Source organism: Streptomyces sp. TP-A0356 (assembly GCF_001417775.1).
Lineage (GTDB): Bacteria > Actinomycetota > Actinomycetes > Streptomycetales > Streptomycetaceae > Streptomyces.
Window position 1 is genome coordinate 193288 of the sequence record NZ_BBZJ01000022.1, and the last position, 17293, is coordinate 210580.

At 70.2% G+C, this 17293-nt stretch carries 14 protein-coding genes; 5 read left to right on the plus strand and 9 right to left on the minus strand.

The features are described from left to right. Window positions 1-4: 4 nt before the first annotated feature. The 3 genes from ASC56_RS23815 (at window position 5) to ASC56_RS23825 (ending at window position 1663) form a co-directional block, all read left to right on the plus strand. The gene (locus ASC56_RS23815) at window positions 5-418 is read left to right on the plus strand and encodes a roadblock/LC7 domain-containing protein (protein ID WP_055493648.1); all 414 of its coding nucleotides are present in this window, start codon (window positions 5-7) and stop codon (window positions 416-418) included. A 98-nt stretch (window positions 419-516) separates the two neighbouring features. Further along, window positions 517-1101, plus strand: a complete 585-nt coding sequence (locus ASC56_RS23820) for a DUF742 domain-containing protein (protein ID WP_055493547.1) — start codon at window positions 517-519, stop codon at window positions 1099-1101. Beyond that, the gene (locus ASC56_RS23825; protein ID WP_026248371.1) at window positions 1082-1663 is read left to right on the plus strand and encodes an ATP/GTP-binding protein; all 582 of its coding nucleotides are present in this window, start codon (window positions 1082-1084) and stop codon (window positions 1661-1663) included. The genes ASC56_RS23820 and ASC56_RS23825 overlap by 20 nt, the downstream gene beginning before the upstream one ends. A 170-nt stretch (window positions 1664-1833) precedes the next feature. Here the strand turns inward: ASC56_RS23825 and ASC56_RS23830 are convergent, their stop codons facing one another. Further along, window positions 1834-2031, minus strand: a complete 198-nt coding sequence (locus tag ASC56_RS23830) for an acyl-CoA carboxylase subunit epsilon (RefSeq protein ID WP_055493548.1) — start codon at window positions 2029-2031, stop codon at window positions 1834-1836. Between the two features lie 57 nt (window positions 2032-2088). Next, the gene (locus tag ASC56_RS23835) at window positions 2089-3681 is read right to left on the minus strand and encodes an acyl-CoA carboxylase subunit beta (protein ID WP_055493549.1); all 1593 of its coding nucleotides are present in this window, start codon (window positions 3679-3681) and stop codon (window positions 2089-2091) included. 389 nt (window positions 3682-4070) lie between these two features. On the opposite strand from ASC56_RS23835, the gene ASC56_RS23840 reads away from it, so the two are divergent. Continuing rightward, entirely contained in the window at window positions 4071-4682 is a 612-nt protein-coding gene (locus ASC56_RS23840; protein ID WP_055493550.1) for a YceI family protein, read from the plus strand. 479 nt (window positions 4683-5161) lie between these two features. Here ASC56_RS23840 and ASC56_RS23845 read toward each other — a convergent pair whose 3' ends face one another. Together ASC56_RS23845 and ASC56_RS23850 are read right to left on the minus strand one after the other, a co-directional pair. Further along, window positions 5162-6511: a hypothetical protein gene (locus ASC56_RS23845; RefSeq protein ID WP_055493551.1), complete on the minus strand. Its 1350-nt coding sequence runs from the start codon at window positions 6509-6511 to the stop codon at window positions 5162-5164. Window positions 6512-6724: 213 nt separating this feature from the next. Then, the gene (locus ASC56_RS23850) at window positions 6725-9751 is read right to left on the minus strand and encodes a glycoside hydrolase family 3 N-terminal domain-containing protein (protein WP_055493552.1); all 3027 of its coding nucleotides are present in this window, start codon (window positions 9749-9751) and stop codon (window positions 6725-6727) included. Window positions 9752-10002: 251 nt separating this feature from the next. Here ASC56_RS23850 and ASC56_RS23855 point away from each other — a divergent pair, with 251 nt between their 5' ends. Continuing rightward, on the plus strand, window positions 10003-11871 hold the full coding sequence (locus tag ASC56_RS23855; RefSeq protein WP_055493553.1) for a lectin: 1869 nt from the start codon (window positions 10003-10005) through the stop codon (window positions 11869-11871). Between the two features lie 64 nt (window positions 11872-11935). Here ASC56_RS23855 and cimA read toward each other — a convergent pair whose 3' ends face one another. The 5 genes from cimA to ASC56_RS23880 form a co-directional block, all read right to left on the minus strand. Then, the gene (gene cimA, locus ASC56_RS23860) at window positions 11936-13540 is read right to left on the minus strand and encodes a citramalate synthase (protein WP_055493554.1); all 1605 of its coding nucleotides are present in this window, start codon (window positions 13538-13540) and stop codon (window positions 11936-11938) included. A gap of 282 nt (window positions 13541-13822) precedes the next feature. Continuing rightward, window positions 13823-15124: an MFS transporter gene (locus ASC56_RS23865; protein ID WP_055493555.1), complete on the minus strand. Its 1302-nt coding sequence runs from the start codon at window positions 15122-15124 to the stop codon at window positions 13823-13825. Window positions 15125-15221: 97 nt separating this feature from the next. Beyond that, window positions 15222-15779 carry a TetR/AcrR family transcriptional regulator gene (locus tag ASC56_RS23870; protein WP_055493649.1) on the minus strand — a complete coding sequence of 186 codons (558 nt, stop codon included), beginning with the start codon at window positions 15777-15779 and terminating at the stop codon, window positions 15222-15224. 50 nt (window positions 15780-15829) lie between these two features. Then, window positions 15830-16219 carry a hypothetical protein gene (locus ASC56_RS23875; protein ID WP_055493556.1) on the minus strand — a complete coding sequence of 130 codons (390 nt, stop codon included), beginning with the start codon at window positions 16217-16219 and terminating at the stop codon, window positions 15830-15832. 26 nt (window positions 16220-16245) lie between these two features. After that, the gene (locus ASC56_RS23880) at window positions 16246-17286 is read right to left on the minus strand and encodes an agmatine/peptidylarginine deiminase (RefSeq protein ID WP_055493557.1); all 1041 of its coding nucleotides are present in this window, start codon (window positions 17284-17286) and stop codon (window positions 16246-16248) included. Window positions 17287-17293 lie beyond the last annotated feature (7 nt).

Genomic DNA, 17293 nt, shown 5'->3' on the forward strand with positions numbered 1-17293 from the left:
CCCGATGAGCCAGGCGGCACAGAACCTGAACTGGTTGATCACCAACTTCGTGGACAACACCCCCGGGGTGTCCCACACGGTGGTGGTCTCCGCCGACGGACTCCTTCTGGCGATGTCCGAAGGCTTCCCGCGCGACCGCGCCGACCAGCTCGCGGCCGTCGCCTCCGGTCTGACCTCGCTGACCGCGGGTGCCTCCCGCATCTTCGAGGGTGGCAGTGTGAACCAGACGGTTGTGGAGATGGAGCGCGGATTCCTCTTCATCATGTCCATTTCCGACGGTTCGTCGCTCGCGGTTCTGGCACACCCGGACGCGGACATCGGCCTCATTGGGTACGAGATGGCGCTTTTGGTCGACCGTGCCGGTACGGTCCTGACTCCGGACCTTCGTGCGGAGCTCCAGGGAAGCCTTCTCAACTAACAGACGAACGGTGTGTATTGGCGTCCCGGGGCCGTAAGGTTTCGGGACGCGGCTTCCCACAGGGATGGGTGCCCGGCGCAGTCGGAGGAGGAAAGAAAGTGGCAACACCCCCAGGCGGTTCGCCCACGGGCAACTGGTCGTACGGCCCTGGCCAGGGCCGTGGGCAGGGTGAGCAGAACCGGTACAACTTCCCCTCCGCTCCGAGCCAGCGGCGTCAGCCGTACGCGCCCCAGGGCCCCCAGGGTCCGGGTCCGTCGCCGTACGACCAGCCGTCGGCCCCGCGCATCCAGCCCGTGCAGCCGCAGCGCCGCGCCCCCGAACCGGCGCCCGCCGGGTCGTCGAACAATCCTCTGGTGCGCCCGTACGCGATGACGGGGGGCCGCACCAGGCCGCGGTACCAGCTCGCCATCGAGGCACTGGTGCACACCACCGCGCAGCCGCACCAGATGCAGGGCCAGCTGCCCGAGCATCAGCGGATCTGCAACCTCTGCCGGGAGATCAAGTCGGTGGCCGAGATCTCGGCGCTGCTGACGATCCCTCTCGGCGTGGCCAGGATCCTCGTCGCCGACTTGGCGGAGGCGGGCCTGGTCGCCATCCATCAGCCCGGCGGCGACGAGAACGCCGGCGGCCAGCCAGACGTGACACTGCTCGAAAGGGTGCTCAGTGGACTTCGCAAGCTCTAGCGGCGGTCCTTCCCGCTCCACCACCTCCGCGAAGATCGTGGTGGCGGGCGGCTTCGGCGTGGGCAAGACCACGTTCGTCGGCGCCGTCTCGGAGATCAACCCGCTGCGCACGGAGGCCGTCATGACGTCTGCTTCGGCGGGCATCGACGACCTCACCCACACCGGGGACAAGACCACCACCACGGTGGCCATGGACTTCGGTCGCATCACCCTGGACCAGGACCTGATCCTCTACCTCTTCGGTACGCCGGGCCAGGACCGCTTCTGGTTCATGTGGGACGACCTGGTCCGCGGTGCCATCGGCGCGATCGTCCTGGTGGACACCCGCCGTCTGGCCGACTGCTTCCCCGCGGTCGACTACTTCGAGAACAGCGGCCTGCCGTTCGTCATCGCCCTCAACGGCTTCGACGGCAACCAGCCGTACAACCCGGACGAGGTGCGCGAGGCCCTGCAGATCGGCCCCGACACCCCGATCATCACCACGGACGCCCGCCACCGGGCCGACGCCAAGTCCGCGCTCATCACCCTGGTCGAGCACGCCCTGATGGCCCGGCTCCGCTAACCCCCGCCCGTACACAGGCCGAGGGCCCCCTCCGCAGGGAGGGGGCCCTCGGCCTGTCAGGGGGCCCTTCTCGTAGAGGACCGCACACCAGGAAGGGCCCCCCTCCGAAACACCAGGAAGGGCCCCTCCGAAGCGGAGGGGCCCTTCAGGAGAGCGTTCAGCCGTGCGGCTCAGCCGTGCCAGCTGTGCGGCGCCCGGAAGCCGGGCTCGCGCTCCAGGCGGCGCCAGCCCGCCTTGGCGCGGCCTCGGTGGGCCGGGGTCGTGGCGGGCGACTGGGCCACCGCACGGGCCAGCAGGATGGCCGTGATGGCGGCCACTTCCTCGGGCTCGGCGTGGCCCTTCTCGACGCGGATGTCAGGGGTGTTCATGGGTGTCAGTCTCCGTGAGAGAGGGGTCCGCGGGGTTGCCGCGGTGGGTCCGCCCGGTTACTGCGGCGGGTTGCCGTGCTTACGGGAGGGCAGGTCCGCGTGCTTGGACTGCAGCATCGCGAGGGACTTGATCAGGACCTCACGCGTCTGTGCGGGGTCGATGACGTCGTCCACCAGGCCTCGCTCCGCCGCGTAGTACGGGTGCATCAGCTCGGACTTGTACTCCTTGACCATCCGCGCCCGCATGGCCTCGGGGTCCTCCGCGCCGGAGATCTGACGGCGGAAGATGACGTTGGCCGCGCCCTCGGCACCCATCACGGCGATCTCGTTGGTCGGCCAGGCGTAGGTGAGGTCCGCCCCGATGGACTGGCTGTCCATCACGATGTACGCACCTCCGTACGCCTTGCGCAGGATCAGCGAGATCCGCGGCACGGTCGCGTTGCAGTAGGCGTACAGCAGCTTCGCGCCGTGACGGATGATCCCGCCGTGCTCCTGGTCGACTCCGGGCAGGAACCCGGGGACGTCCAGGAAGGTCACCAACGGGATGTTAAAAGCGTCACACATCTGGACAAATCGCGCAGCTTTTTCCGACGCCTCGATGTCCAGTACCCCGGCGAGGGTCTGCGGCTGGTTGGCGATGATGCCCACCACCTGGCCGTCCAGACGGGCCAGCGCGCAGATGATGTTGCGCGCCCAGCGCTCGTGGACCTCCAGGTACTCGCCGTCGTCGACGATCTCCTCGATGACCTTGGCCATGTCGTACGGCCGGTTGCCGTCCGCCGGGACCAGGTCCAGCAGGGAGTCGCTGCGCCGGTCCACCGCGTCCGTGCACTCGACCCGCGGCGGGTTCTCCCGGTTGTTCTGCGGAAGGAGCGAGAGGAGGTAGCGCACCTCGGCGATGCACGTCTCCTCGTCGTCGTAGGCGAAGTGGCACACGCCCGAGGTCTCGGCGTGCACATCGGCGCCGCCCAGCCCGTTCTGGCTGATCTCCTCGCCGGTCACGGCCTTGACCACGTCCGGGCCGGTGATGAACATCTGGGACGTCTCGCGGACCATGAAGACGAAGTCCGTCAGGGCGGGGCTGTAGGCCGCGCCGCCCGCGCACGGGCCGAGCATCACGCTGATCTGCGGGATGACGCCGGACGCCCTCGTGTTGCGCTGGAAGATGCCGCCGTAGCCCGAGAGCGCGCTGACGCCTTCCTGGATACGGGCTCCCGCGCCGTCGTTCAGGGACACCAGCGGCGCACCGGCCGCGATGGCCATGTCCATGATCTTGTGGATCTTGGTGGCGTGGGCCTCGCCCAGCGCGCCGCCGAAGATGCGGAAGTCATGGGCGTAGACGAAGACCGTGCGGCCCTCCACCGTGCCCCAGCCGGTGATCACACCGTCGGTGTACGGCTTCTTGGCCTCCAGGCCGAACCCGGTCGCCCGGTGCCGGCGCAGCTGCTCGACCTCCTGGAAGGACCCCGGGTCCAGGAGCAGTTCGATGCGCTCCCGGGCGGTCAGCTTGCCCTTGGCGTGCTGCGCCTCGGTCGCCTTCTCGCTGGGGCCGGCCAGCGCCTGCGCACGGATCTCGTGCAGTTCGGCGACTCGCCCGCGCGCGTCCTTGGGCTCGCTCCCGGAATCCACAGCCTCGTCCAAAACGGTCATGTAGCGACCTTACGAAGTCCACCAAGGAAAGCGGGCCGTCGACTCTGTACAGTCTCCGGCCCGTTTTCCTGGTACCCCTGAACAGAATCCCACTCGGTTGCAGCCGATGTGACTGTTGAGGGGCCCTTGACCTTGTAGGTGTCCCACAAAGCGCCCGGAGGAGAGCCTCCTCACATCGAGGGTGGCACATGCCATCCCCGGAGTGACACCGAACCTCGAACGGCGGCGTCCGCCGTACCCGCTTCCGGCACGTTGACGGTTGCCGATGATGTTGAAACTTGAATGGAATAAGTCTACCGTCACTCGTGTTGAGCTCGTTGAACATTAAACAGCTTCAGCGTCGTGGCCTCCGCCGGAGTCCGCGAAACCGTCCCCCAAAGGAGCACGTCATGGGCATCTTCGGCCGCAAGAACACCACCATCGAGACCGCCACCGCCCCGGCCGCCTCGGTCAACCCCGACCTCGCCGCGCTCACCGGCGACTACACGGTGGACCCGGCGCACACCACGATCGGTTTCGTGGCACGCCACGCCATGGTCACGAACGTGAAGGGCGGCTTCCAGGAAATCGAGGGCACGCTGCACCTGGACGGCTCGGACCCGTCCAAGTCCACGGCGTCGCTCGACATCACGATGGACAGCATCGACACGGGTTCGGCCGACCGTGACAACCACCTGCGCAGCTCGGACTTCTTCAAGACCGACGAGCACCCGGTGATGACGTTCCGCTCCACCAAGGCGGAGGTAATGGGCGGCGACGACTACCGGATCACCGGCGACCTCACGATCCTCGGCACCACCAAGCCGATCACCATCGACCTGGAGTTCAACGGCGCCGCCAAGGACCCGTTCGGCAACGAGCGCGTCGGCTTCGAGGGCAAGGCGGAGATCCTGCGCTCGGAGTGGGGCCTGACCTGGAACGCGGCGCTGGAGACGGGTGGCGTGCTGGTCTCGGACAAGATCAAGCTGGTCTTCGACATCTCGGCGATCAAGCAGGCCTGAGCCCGGCAGGCGTGAGCCGCCGGCCCACCACGCGGGCCCCCGCTCGCACCCCCTGAGCGCGCCCGCCCTCCACTCCCCGTACCCGGAGGGCGGGCGCTCGGCGCGACCGCAGCTCATCCGCGCTCAGGCTTCGCGGACCGCGGTGCCCCCTGCCGCAGGCCGGCTGATCGCCACCTCCAGCCGGGCGGCTCGCGCCTTCGGGGTGCGCGCCCTGAGCTTGGACTCGTACGCCGCTGCCCACCGCCCGTCCGCCGCGACCGCGGCGACCCTTCCGGCCGCATCCGCCCCGGCGGCGAGCTCTGGCCGGCCGGTGCCCTCGCCTCGCTCGACGAGACGGAACGCGGGGTGCTCGCGCTCGACGAGACGGAACGCGGGGTGCTCGCACTCGCGGGAGCGCTCATGGAGCGGCTCGCCGACCTGGGTGTGCCCTCACACAGGCGCCGCACGCCCGTTCCCCGCGCGGACGACCCGCAGAAGGGTCAGAACCCTCCGCCGAAGTCTCCGCCGCCTCCCCCGAAGTCCCCTCCCCCGCCGTCGCCGAAGCCGCCGCCGAAGTCGCCGGGGTCGAAGTCGGCACCGGACACGTCGCCGCCCTCGAAGCCGCCGAAGTCGCCGTAGCCGGTGCCGTAGTCGGCCGCGTACGACGGGGTGGCCATCATGCTGCCGAGCAGGGTGCCCACCAGCAGGCCGGGCAGGATGCCACCGCCGAAGTAACCGCCCGCCCAGGGGCCGTAGGCCGGGCCCGCCTCCCAGTACGGGCGGCGGCCGTACTCCGTGTCCACCTCGCGGATCATGGGGTCGCGGCCGTCGGCCAGCCGGGCCTGATCCGCGGCACAGACCGGCACCTCGCGCGGGCTGCCGCCCGGGGGCGTCCAGGTCGCGTCGGCGACGGACGGGCCATGACGCGGGTCGAAGAAGCACGGCGCCCGGCGCTCGGGCAGCGGGCGGCCCTCCCGGCGGGCGGCGAGCCGCGCCAGCGAGAAGCGGCCGTCCTCCAGGGCCTGGGTCACGGCCTTGACGTCCTCGGGGCGCCGCGCGGCCGCCATGAAGGACTTCGCCTGCTCGTACGCGTCCAGCGCACGTTCGTAGTCGGCGCGCATCGCCTCGTCCGCGCCCGGCTCCGACGGACGGAAGTCGAGGCGGTCCAGCTCCTCACCGAAGGCGGTGATGTCCTCGTCCACCACGACCCGCAGCTTCTCCAGCGCGGCCTGCTGCTCCTGCTCGCGGCGGCGCCTGTTGCGTCGTACGAGCGTGTAGGCGCCCACGCCGCCCAGCACGAGCACCACGCCGGCCGTGATCAGCGCGGTGGACGAGACCCCGCGACCGCCGCCCGCGCCGCCCCAGCTCGACGGGGCGTGACCGCGGACGCTGACGAGGGCACGGTCGGTGAAGTCGTTCAGCTGGGCCTTGGCGCTCTCGCCCTGCACGCTGGTGACCAGGTTCTGGACGGCGGTGCGGGGCAGGACCGAGGAGTCGGCCCGGGCGTCGAAGCGGTCACCGAGGCGGACCGCGTACAGGCCGGTGACACCGGTGGCCGTGCGCACATCGGAGAACAGGTTCCGCGTGGGGTAGTCGGCGGGCAGCACCACGATGAAGACCGGTTTGCCGGCGTCCTCGATCTTCTTGGCCAGGGCGTCCGCGTCCCGCTTGGACAGTTGTCCGGCGGCCGCCGGATCGACGTAGACCGGGCCCTTGCGCAGCGCCTCGGCGATGGCCGAGACGCTGGTCGCCGCGTGGGCACCGGACGCGCCGACGGACAGAACGGTCAGGGCCGCCATGAGCAGGGCGACCAAGGGTACGGCGAGTCCTCGGACCAGCGCGGTCTTCATACCTCGAAGCTACCCGAACGCATCGCAAGCCGTTCCGCCGGACCCGGTGAGAGGTTTCGCCCGCCCGGGGCCGATGCTCTTCGCCCGCCCGGAGCGGAGGTTCACCGAGCCGGTGGGGCGGCGAGGGCGAGGCCGCCGGACGTGCCCGGCGGGCGGTACGCGCCGTGCGCCGCACCGCCCGCCGGGAGCTTTCGCCTCGGGAGCCCCGAGCCGTCACGCCGCCCGGTACGCCTCCGTCAGCTTGGCCACCGCCTCCGCGTACTTCCCGGTCAGCAGCAGATGGTCCGCGTCTGCGAACGGCCCCGCGACCGCCGCCGTGATCCGGGATCCCACCTTCTGCTGGACGATCAGCCGCGCCTTGGTGACGATCTCGTGTCCCGCCCGCGCGGAGCCCGTCCTCTCGGCCACGGCCGCCGCGAGCGACAGCGCCTTCAGCGTCGCCGCACCGCCCTGGGGGACCTTGGTGAGCGTGGTCAGCCCCCAGCCGTAGGGGAACTGCGGATCGTACGACGCGTCGCCGACGTTGATCGGCAGCTGGTCCTGCGACTTCGGCCAGGTGACGGGGAGCTGCCCGCTGAACGGACGCCTGCCGTAGAGGACGTCGGCCACGCCGTCGCCCTCGGTGCCCGGCAGCCAGGAGGCCACGAGGGCATCGATGGCGCCGAGCCGGTCGCCGACGAGCTGTGGACGTCCGGAGACGATGAGCACCGCGCACTTCATGGCGCCGCACACCTTGTCCACGGCGGCCTTGTCGGCGGCCGACAGCTGGAGGTCGTGGCCGTTGCCGACGTCGCCGACGCCCTCGGCGTACGGGGTCTCGCCGACGACGACCACGCCGACGTCATAGCCGGAGGTGGGCGCCGAGGCTTCCTTGGAGTAGGTGATGGTCGCGTCCGGGGCGGCCTTGCGCATCCCCTGGAGGATCGTCGTGCCCTGGGTGTGGGCGCCGGAGGAGCCCTGCCAGGTGAGGGTCCAGCCGCCGGTCTGGTTGCCCAGGTCGTCGGCGTTGGATCCGGCGACGTACACCTTCTGGTTCCGCTTCAGCGGCAGCACGCCGCTCGCGTTCTTCAGCAGCACCTGCGACTCGGCGGCGGCCTGGCGGGCCACGGCCCGGTGCGCGGCGGAACCGATCCGCGAGGCACCGCTCGTGTCGGCGTACGGGTGCTCGAAGAGGCCGAGCCTGAACTTCTGCGTCAGGATGCGGGAGACCGCGTCGTCGACGCGCCGCTCACTGATGCGGCCCGCCTTCACCTCGGCGATGAGCGTCGAGGTGAAGTCCTTGTACTTGTACGGAACCATGATCATGTCCAGGCCGGCGTTGACGGACGTACGGACGTCGGACGCGTAGTCGCCGCCGAGCTGGTCGATGGCCGCCCAGTCGCTGATGACGAAGCCGTCGAAGCCCATACGCCCCTTGAGCACGCCGTTGATCATGTCGGCGCGGGCGTGCATCTTCACCGGCCCCCGGCCGTCACCGAGGACGTCGAGCGACGAGTACGACGGCATGACCGAGCCGACGCCGCGGTCGACCGCCGTCGCGAACGGCGCCAGATGGACGGCCTCCAACTGCTGCCGGGTGACCTTGGTGACGCCCTGGTCGATGGTGTAGGTGCCGGTCGTGGACGAGCCGTACCCGGTGCCGCCGTCGCCGACGAAGTGCTTGGCGGTGGCGAGGACCTTGTCGGAGCGGCTCAGGTCCTTGCCGTCCGCGCGCCCCTGGAGGCCCTGGATGATCGTCTCCATGGACTGGACGAGCGCCGGGTCCTCGCCGAAGGACTCGTAGCTGCGGCCCCAGCGTTCGTCGCGCGAGACGCACAGGCAGGGCGCGAAGTCCCAGGGGATGCCGGTGGCGCGCACCTCACTGGCCGTCACCGCGCCGGTCCTCTCGGCCAGTCGGGAGTCCCGCGTCGCGCCGATGCCGATGTTGTGCGGCATGACCGTGGCTCCGGCGAGGTTGTTGTGGCCGTGCACCGCGTCGACGCCGTAGATCAGCGGGATCTGGAACCGGGTCGCCCGGGCCCGGAGCTGGAAGGAGTCGATCATCTTCGCCCATGCCTCGGGCGTGTTGGGCGTCGGGGTGGAGCCACCGCCGGACAGGAGCGAGCCCAGGGCGTAGGTCGCGATGTCGCCCTGTGAGGTGAGGGCGGCGCGCTCGGCCTGGGTCATCTGACCGGCCTTCTCCTCCAGGGACATACGGGACAGCAGGTCCGCGACGCGCTTGTCGACCGGCAACCTGCTGTCGAGGTACGGCAGCCCGTGCGCGTCGATGACGACCTGGGGGGTCTCGGCGGGGGCCTTGGCGCCGGTGACGGTCAGCTTCAGCGGGATGGTCTCGGCGGGCTCGGCGGCCCTGCCCCCGAGGGTGGGCACCTGGATCGTCCGTGTGCTGCCGGAGGCCGTCCCGGCCGGGAAGGTGAGGGTCCCCCTGAGCGGGGTGTAGTCGGTGCCGGGCTCGGCGCTGCCGCCGGCCGTCTCGTAGGTGACGGTGACGGGCTCGTCGATGGGGGCGGCGCCGGTGGTGGCCACGGAGACCTTCACCTGTGCCGTGCCGCCCTCCTTGACCGGGTAGACGGCGGAGTCCGTGGTGACGGAGGCCCGCAGGGACTGGTCGGCCTTGCCGTACAGCTCGACGTCGTCCATGGCGAAGTGCCCCTTGACGCCTACGGGGAGCGTGACGGCGTATCCCCACATCTGGGTGAGGCCCAGGACGTGGTCGATGCCGCCGACGGGCTGGTAGTCCGTGCGATAGGTGAAGTCGGCGAAGGGGATCTGGATCTGCTTCCAGCCGGTGAAGTCGTCGGTGAAGGACGTCGTCCACAGCTCCGAGGCCTCGCCGTTCGCGCCGCCGTCCTTGATCTCGAAGGCGATCTTCTTGCCGTTGTTCTGGCCGTCCCACCAGAAGCGGATGCCCTTGTGGGCGGACCAGTCGTGGCCGGGCCGGTCCGCGGCGAAGTCGTGGGTGAAGCCGCCGTAGCCGCTGATGTCGTAGGTCCCGGTGAGGACCTTGGCGCCCTCGGGGGCGTCCGCGCGGTCGGTGAGCTGCAACGTGGGCTGGTCGTGGGTGTTGCTGCCCCAGGTGAAGATCCCGTCGGCGGGCTGGTTCGCGAAGGGCACCTCGCCCTCGAACCGGTCTACCGGGACGGGGGCCGGGTCGCCCGCACCGGACGCGGTGCCGGCGGCGGTGAGCGGGAGCAGGGCGGTGAGCAGGGCGGCGGAGGCGAGCAGGGCGGTTCTTCGCATGGACCTTCCCTTTGGCTCTCGTAGTCCACGGATGTGGGCTCACGACTTAGATCACGCCGTGAGTTAACTGGGGCCCCGCGAAGCCGTCAAGACTTCACGTCAGAACAGGTACAGACTCAAGTCCCGGCCGGATCAGGGACGTTCTCCATTCGGAAACTGAACGCACACCCTCTTGACGCCGTCACGGAGCCGTCATTTACTCACGCCTCGCACGCCCCCTCATCTCCCACCCCCCGAAAGGGCGGCGCACCATGAGTAGATCGTTGCGCGCGGTTCGCGTACTTCTCGCCGGACTGCTGAGTACGGCTGGACTGACCGCCGCGAGCACCATGCCCGCGCACGCCGCCGGTGAGCAGGTCACCGCCTGGCTGACCACGACCGACGACTCCGGCGGACGCCATGTCGTGCGCGGACTCCAGGCGCAGACACCGTTCGCGTTCCAGACGGGGACCGGTGGCGGCGGCGAGAACATCACCGTGGACGAGAACACCCGCTACCAGACCTTCACCGGCGGCGGGGCGTCCTTCACGGACACCGCGGCCTGGCTCATGAACAGCAGCGGGGCGCTCTCCCAGGCGACGCGGGACGCGACGATGCGCAAGCTGTTCTCGCCGACGGACGGGATCGGGCTGTCGTTCCTGCGCAATCCGATGGGCGCCTCGGACCTGGCGCGCTACGGGTACACGTACGACGACGTTCCGGCGGGTCAGACGGACCCCGGTCTGTCGCGGTTCTCGATCGCGCACGACCTGGCGGACGTGGTGCCGCTGACGCGGCAGGCGCTCCAGCTCAACCCGTCGCTGACGGTGATGGCCACGCCGTGGACGGCGCCGGCCTGGATGAAGGACAGCGGGCAGCTCAACGGGGGCTGGCTGAAGGCGGAGGACTACGGGGCGTACGCGTCGTACTTCGTGAAGTACCTTCAGGCATACCGGGACCAGGGCGTCCCCGTCTCCTACGTCACGGCCCAGAACGAGCCGACGTGCTGTTCGGGCTATCCGTCGATGAGCTGGAACGCCTCCGGGCTCGCGTACTTCACGAAGTCCGAGCTGCTGCCGAAGCTGCAGGCGGCGGGGCTGACGACGAAGGTGCTGGCGCACGACTGGAACTGGGACACCTACGACGGGTACGCGGCGCAGACGGTGGACGACGCGGCGGTCCGTTCGCACCCGAACTTCGGGGGGATCGCCTGGCACGGGTACGGCGGTGACGTGACCAAGCAGACGACCGTCCACAACCAGTATCCGCAGCTGGACGCGTTCGGCACGGAGCACTCCGGCGGCACCTGGATCGCCAACCAACAGCGCGAGGACATGCTCAACATCGTCGACTACACGCGGAACTGGGCGAAGTCGGTGACGAAGTGGTCGCTGGCGGTGGACCAGAACATGGGTCCGCACAACGGTGGTTGCGGCACCTGCACCGGGCTGATCACCGTCCACAATGGGGACGGGGCGAGCGGGACGGTCGACTACACGGTCGAGTACTACACGATGGGCCATCTGACGAAGTTCGTACGGCCGGGAGCTCAGCGGATCGCCTCGACGGCGAGCTCGGCGTTGCCGAACGTGGCGTGGCGGAATCCGGATGGCTCCAAGGCTCTGATCGCGTACAACGACGCGGCCACGGCGAAGACCGTGACGATCAACTGGGGTGCGCAGCATGCGACGTACTCGCTGCCCGGGAAGACATCGGCGACGTTCACATGGTCGGGTGCGCAGTTGGGAGGCGGCAGCCAGTCGGGGGCCTTCGTGGGGCTCGCGGGCAAGTGCCTCGACGTGGCCGGAGGGTCGAACGCCAACGGAACGGCCGTTCAGCTGTACGACTGCAACGGCTCGGCCGCGCAGCGGTGGACCGTGCAGGCGGACGGTTCGGTCCAGGCACTGGGCAAGTGCCTGGACGTGACGTCCGCGTCGACCGCCGACGGGGCGAAGGTGCAGCTGTACGACTGCAACGGGACCGGGGCCCAGCAGTGGTCGTACAACGCTTCGACGGGTGATGTGGTCAACCTCGCCGCGAACAAGTGCCTGGACGTGACCGACAACTCGTCGGCGAACGGGGCGCGGGCGCAGATCTGGTCGTGCACGGGGGCGTCGAACCAGAAGTGGCACCTGCAGTAACCCACGCCGGGGTGCGTGGACGCCGGACGGGCCGCAGATCCAGCCCGTCCGGCGCTTGCGTGGCCTACTCCGCCGGTTCCACGCCCGCGCGCAGCAACCCGTACGCGTACGCATCCTCCAGCGCCTGCCACGAGGCCGCGATCACGTTCTCCGCGACGCCGACCGTGGACCACTCGCCCTTGCCGTCCGACGTGGAGATCAGCACGCGGGTCGTGGACTGCGTGCCGTGCTTGCCCTCCAGGATGCGGACCTTGTAGTCGACCAGCTCAAGGGCGGCGAGCTCGGGATAGATCTTCTCCAGGGCGACCCGCAGAGCGCGGTCCAGCGCGTTCACCGGGCCGTTGCCCTCCGCCGTGGCCACGATGCGCTCGCTCTTCGCCCAGAGCTTGACCGTCGCCTCGTTGGCGTGGGTGCCGTCGGGGCGGTCCTCCACGATCGCCCGCCAGGACTCCGTGCGGAAGTAGCGCAGGGGGCGGCCCGCCACCTCCTCGCGCAGGAGGAGTTCGAAGCTCGCGTCCGCCGCCTCGTAGGTGTAGCCCTTGAGTTCGCGTTCCTTCACGCGCTCCACGACCCGGCCGACCAGCTCCCGGTCGTCGCCGAGGTCCACGCCCAGTTCCCGGCCCTTGAGCTCCACCGACGCCCGGCCCGCCATGTCGGAGACCAGCATCCGCATGGTGTTGCCGACCAGCTCCGGGTCGATGTGCTGGTACAGGTCCGGGTCGACCTTGATGGCCGACGCGTGCAGACCGGCCTTGTGGGCGAAGGCGGACACCCCGACGTACGGCTGGTGCGTGGAGGGAGTGAGGTTCACCACCTCCGCGATGGCGTGCGAGATGCGCGTCATCTCGCGGAGGCGGCCCTCGGGCAGCACCTTCTTGCCGTACTTCAGCTCCAGGGCCGCCACCACCGGGAAGAGGTTCGCGTTGCCCACCCGCTCGCCGTAACCGTTCGCCGTGCACTGCACGTGCGTGGCGCCCGCGTCCACCGCGGCCAGGGTGTTGGCGACCGCGCAGCCCGTGTCGTCCTGCGCGTGGATGCCCAGGCGGGCGCCCGTGTCGGCCAGGACCGTCGACACGACCGCGTGGACCTGTGCCGGCAGCATGCCGCCGTTGGTGTCGCAGAGGATGACCACGTCCGCGCCCGCCTCCGCGGCCGTACGCACCACCGACTTCGCGTACTCCGGGTTCGCCCGGTAGCCGTCGAAGAAGTGCTCGCAGTCGACGAAGACCCGGCGGTTCTCGGACCGCAGGTACGACACCGTGTCGCGGATCATCTCCAGGTTCTCGTCCAGCGTCGTGCGCAGCGCCATCTCGACATGGCGGTCATGGGACTTCGCGACCAGGGTGATCACCGGCGCGCCCGACTCCAGCAGCGCCCTGACCTGCGGGTCCTCCGCCGCCTTGGCACCGGCACGGCGGGTCGCGCCGAAGGCGACCAGCTGGGCGTGCCGGAAGTCGATCTCCTGCTGGGCGCGGGCGAAGAACTCGGTGTCCCGCGGGTTGGCGCCGGGCCAGCCGCCCTCGATGAAGCCGACACCGAAGTCGTCCAGGTGCCGTGCGATGGCCAGCTTGTCCGCGACGGTGAGGTTGATGCCCTCGCGCTGCGCTCCGTCGCGCAGCGTCGTGTCGAAGACGTGGAACGAGTCGTCGAGCTCGCTGGTTTCCGTCATGGTGTCAAGGCTCCTGTTTTGGATCTCGGTCTACCGGAATGACCGGTTCCACCGTCCCCCCATGGTCCCTCGCGCTCCCCTCCTGGCTGAAGGTGGGCCAGGAAAACGAAAGACCTCTCGCGGGTGCGAGAGGTCTGCGCGCGGGTCGAGGACAACGGTGGCCGCCCGTACCTGGTCGTACGTTGCGGTCACTGCGGACCGGCGCGCCTGCTGCCAATAATCATGGCGAACGAGAGCACGGGGGCAGTCTGGCACAATCCGCCCCCGTGCCTCACCGGCGTCTCAGGATGCGGTCGTCACGGTGGACGGCTCACTCGTCTTCATCCGCGTCAGATCCAGGTCCCTCGTCTCCCTCATGGTGACGTAGACCACGAGGGACACCGCCGCGCAGCCCGCCACGTACCAGAAGAAGCCGGACTCCGCGCCCGCGTTCTTGAACCACAGCGCGATGTATTCCGCCGTGCCGCCGAACAGCGCGTTGGCGATGGCGTACGGCAGCGCGACGCCCAGGGCGCGAATCCCCGTCGGGAACAGCTCCGCCTTCACACAGGCGTTGATCGAGGTGTAGCCGGTGACCACGACCAGGGCCACCAGCGACAGCCCCAGCGCCGGCCAGAAGCCGCTCGCGTGCTTCAGCATCGTCATGATCGGCACCGTCAGGAACGTGGAGCCGACCGCGAAGGTGACCAGCAGCGGACGGCGGCCGATCCGGTCGGAGAGGCGGCCGGCCAGCGGCTGGAGGCAGGCGAACACGATCAGCGCGGTGAAGGAGACGAGGGTCGCGGTCTGCTTGGACAGGCCCGCCGAGTTCGACAGGTACTTGGTGAGGTACGTGGTGTACGTGTAGTACGCCACCGTGCCGCCCATGGTCAGGGCGATCACCAGAAACGCCTCCCGCTTGTGCTGCCACAGCGCGCGCAGCGTGCCGCGCTCCTCACCGCCGGTCTCGTCGGCCTCGTAGACCTCCGTCTCCAGCATGTTCCGCCGCAGATAGAAGACGACCGCCGCGCCGAGCGCGCCCAGGACGAACGGGGTGCGCCAGCCGTAGCTGTGCAGCGCGCCCTCGGACATCGTGCGCTGGAGGACGATCTGGAAGCCGAGGCCGACGATCTGGCCCGCGGTCATCGAGACGTACTGGAAGCTGGAGGCGAAGCCGCGCCGCTTCGGGTCGGACGCCTCGGTGAGGTAGGTCGCGCTTGCCGCGTACTCGCCGCCCACCGAGAGGCCCTGCAGCAGGCGGGCGACGAGCAGCACGAGCGCGCCGCCGTACCCCGCGACGGCGTACGTCGGGGCGATCGCGATGAGGATCGCCGAGGCGGACATCAACGTGACCGTGAGGGTCAGCGCCGCCTTGCGGCCCTTGCGGTCACCGACCCGGCCGAGCAGCCAGCCGCCCACCGGGCGCATGAAGAAGCCGACCGCGAAGATGCCCGCGCTGTTCATGAGTCGGGCCGTGGGGTTCCCGTCGGGGAAGAAGGCCCCGGCGAAGTAGGTGGCGAAGCTGGCGTAGACGAACCAGTCGTACCACTCCACCATGTTGCCGGCCGAGCCGATCCAGATCTTCTTCCAATGCTCTCGTCCCATGGGCCGTAACGTGCCGGGCCGACGCGGGTGCGACAAGAGCGCCTCGGGTTTTGGTCATTGCGTTCACGGCGCGCTCGATGAGGTACGCCCCTGCCGATCAGGTGTCCGCGAGCCCCGGCCGCCCCAGCGACTCGTCCAGGAACTCCCCGACATGGCCGAGAACTTGCTCTCGGTCCGTGCCGCGCAGGCCGATCGCCACATGGATGGAGAAGCCGTCGAGGAGGGCCCTCAGGCGTGCGGCGAAGCGCTCCGGGTCGACGTCCCGGAACTCGCCCCGGGACACGCCCTGCGCGAGCAGCGCCACCAGGTCGCGGTGCCAGGCGCCCTCGATGGCGGCCTGGCGGTCGCGGGCGTCGTCGTCGGCGTTCTGCGAGCGGTTCCAGACCTCCAGCCACAGCGTCCAGTGCGGATCGCGGTGGCCGTCGGGTACGTACAGGTCGACGTACGCGTCGAGCCGCTCCCGTGCCGGGGCCGATCGGCTGAGCAGCCGGGCGCGTTCGGCCCCGAGTCTGCCCTCGCTCCACTCCAGGGTCCGCAGGAGCAGTTCGTCCTTGGAGCGGAAGTAGTAGAGCAGATGGCCGCTGCTCATCCCGACCTCACGGCCGAGCGCCGCCATGGTGAGCTTCTCCAGGCCGCGTTCGGCGATCATCCGCATGGCGGCGGCGAGAACCTCCTCGCGCGGCGGCGCGACATTGCGCCTGCGCGTCACTCGCCGGCCTCCGCCGCCATCCGGACGGCGTCCGGGACGAGGCGGGTCTCGTAGCCGTGGTCGGGGCACGCGACCAGGTCCGCGACGTGGAGCGGACGCAGGACCTGCCGCGGCCCCGCGGACACGGGCCGGCCGCGCTCGTCGGTCATCCACATCCCACCCGGGACCGTCCCGTCGTAGTTCTCCATGCCGTCGCACGGCACGTACGGTGCCCCGTGCGGCAGGAAGTCCACGACGTGGGTTCCGCGCGCCACGCTCGCCGGGCCGTGCCGCTGTCCGTCCGGGACGGGCAGCCCGCCCCGGCCGGGGTACTGGGACCTCTCGTCGAGGAGCCGCACGGGTTCGGTCGGTCGCCGGCCGCGCACGGCGCAGAGCAGTACATCCACGCGTACGTTCTACCCGACCGACGCCGTCACCGGAGCTTGGGCTGCTGCTGGGTGATGCAGTGGATGCCTCCCCCACCGGCGAACACCGTGCGTGCGTCGACGAGCGTGACCGTGCGCCGCGGGAACAGCCGGCGGAAGATCCCGGCTGCGATCTCGTCCCGGGGGTCGTCGAACCCGCACAGCACGACGCCGTCGTTGCACAGGTAGTGGTTGATGTAGGAGTAGTCGGCCCAGCGGCCGTCGGCCTCCAGGGCCGTCGGGGCGGGCACCTCGACGACCTCCAGGCGGCGGCCGCGCGCGTCCGTCTGCGCCCTCAGGATCCCGATGACCTCCCGGGTCACCTCGTGGTCCGGGTGCGCGGGGTCCGGCTGGTGGTGGGCGACCACGACGCCGGGGCGGGCGAAGGCGGCGACGATGTCGACATGGCCGAGGGTGCCGAAGCCGTACGGAGGGTAGTCGCCGGTCAGCCCGCGCGGCAGCCAGATCGCCTTGCGGGTGCCGAGGTGGGCGTGGATCTCCGCCTCGACCTCCGCCCGCGTCCAGTGCGGGTTGCGCTCGGGGCCGAGCTGCACGGTCTCGGTGAGCAGCACCGTGCCCTCGCCGTCGACGTGGATCGCCCCGCCCTCGTTGACGAGCTTCGAGGCGTACGTCCGCGCGCCCGCGAGGTCCGCGACATACCCGGCGATCTTCGCGTCGTGCTCCCAGCGGGCCCAGTCCTGGGCGCCCCAGCCGTTGAACGTCCAGTCCACGGCGGCGAGTTCGCTTCCGTCGGTGAGGAAGGTGGGACCGATGTCGCGCATCCAGGCGTCGTCGAGATCGCGCTCGACGGTCTCGATGCCGTCGCCCAGCAGGGTCCGCGCCTCGGCCGACTGGCCGGGGCCGCAGACCACGGTGACCGGTTCGAAGCGGCGGACCGCCCGGGCGACGGACGCCCAGGCCGCACGGGAGGCGGCGAGGTCGTCCAGGTGGCCGAAGGTCGGGTTGGGGCCGGGCCACGCCATCCAGGTGCGCTCGTGCGGGGCCCACTCGGCGGGCATGCGAAAGCCGTCGGCGGCAGGGGTGTTCACAGGTGGA

Bases quoted from the DNA above. Each gene is read 5' to 3' on its own strand.
- ASC56_RS23815 (WP_055493648.1), top strand. From the start codon at position 5: ATGAGCCAGGCGGCACAGAACCTGAACTGGTTGATCACCAACTTCGTG.
- ASC56_RS23830 (WP_055493548.1), bottom strand. From the start codon at position 2,031: ATGAACACCCCTGACATCCGCGTCGAGAAGGGCCACGCCGAGCCCGAG.
- ASC56_RS23835 (WP_055493549.1), bottom strand. From the start codon at position 3,681: ATGACCGTTTTGGACGAGGCTGTGGATTCCGGGAGCGAGCCCAAGGAC.
- ASC56_RS23840 (WP_055493550.1), top strand. From the start codon at position 4,071: ATGGGCATCTTCGGCCGCAAGAACACCACCATCGAGACCGCCACCGCC.
- ASC56_RS23845 (WP_055493551.1), bottom strand. From the start codon at position 6,511: ATGAAGACCGCGCTGGTCCGAGGACTCGCCGTACCCTTGGTCGCCCTG.
- ASC56_RS23850 (WP_055493552.1), bottom strand. From the start codon at position 9,751: ATGCGAAGAACCGCCCTGCTCGCCTCCGCCGCCCTGCTCACCGCCCTG.
- ASC56_RS23855 (WP_055493553.1), top strand. From the start codon at position 10,003: ATGAGTAGATCGTTGCGCGCGGTTCGCGTACTTCTCGCCGGACTGCTG.
- cimA (WP_055493554.1), bottom strand. From the start codon at position 13,540: ATGACGGAAACCAGCGAGCTCGACGACTCGTTCCACGTCTTCGACACG.
- ASC56_RS23865 (WP_055493555.1), bottom strand. From the start codon at position 15,124: ATGGGACGAGAGCATTGGAAGAAGATCTGGATCGGCTCGGCCGGCAAC.
- ASC56_RS23870 (WP_055493649.1), bottom strand. From the start codon at position 15,779: ATGCGGATGATCGCCGAACGCGGCCTGGAGAAGCTCACCATGGCGGCG.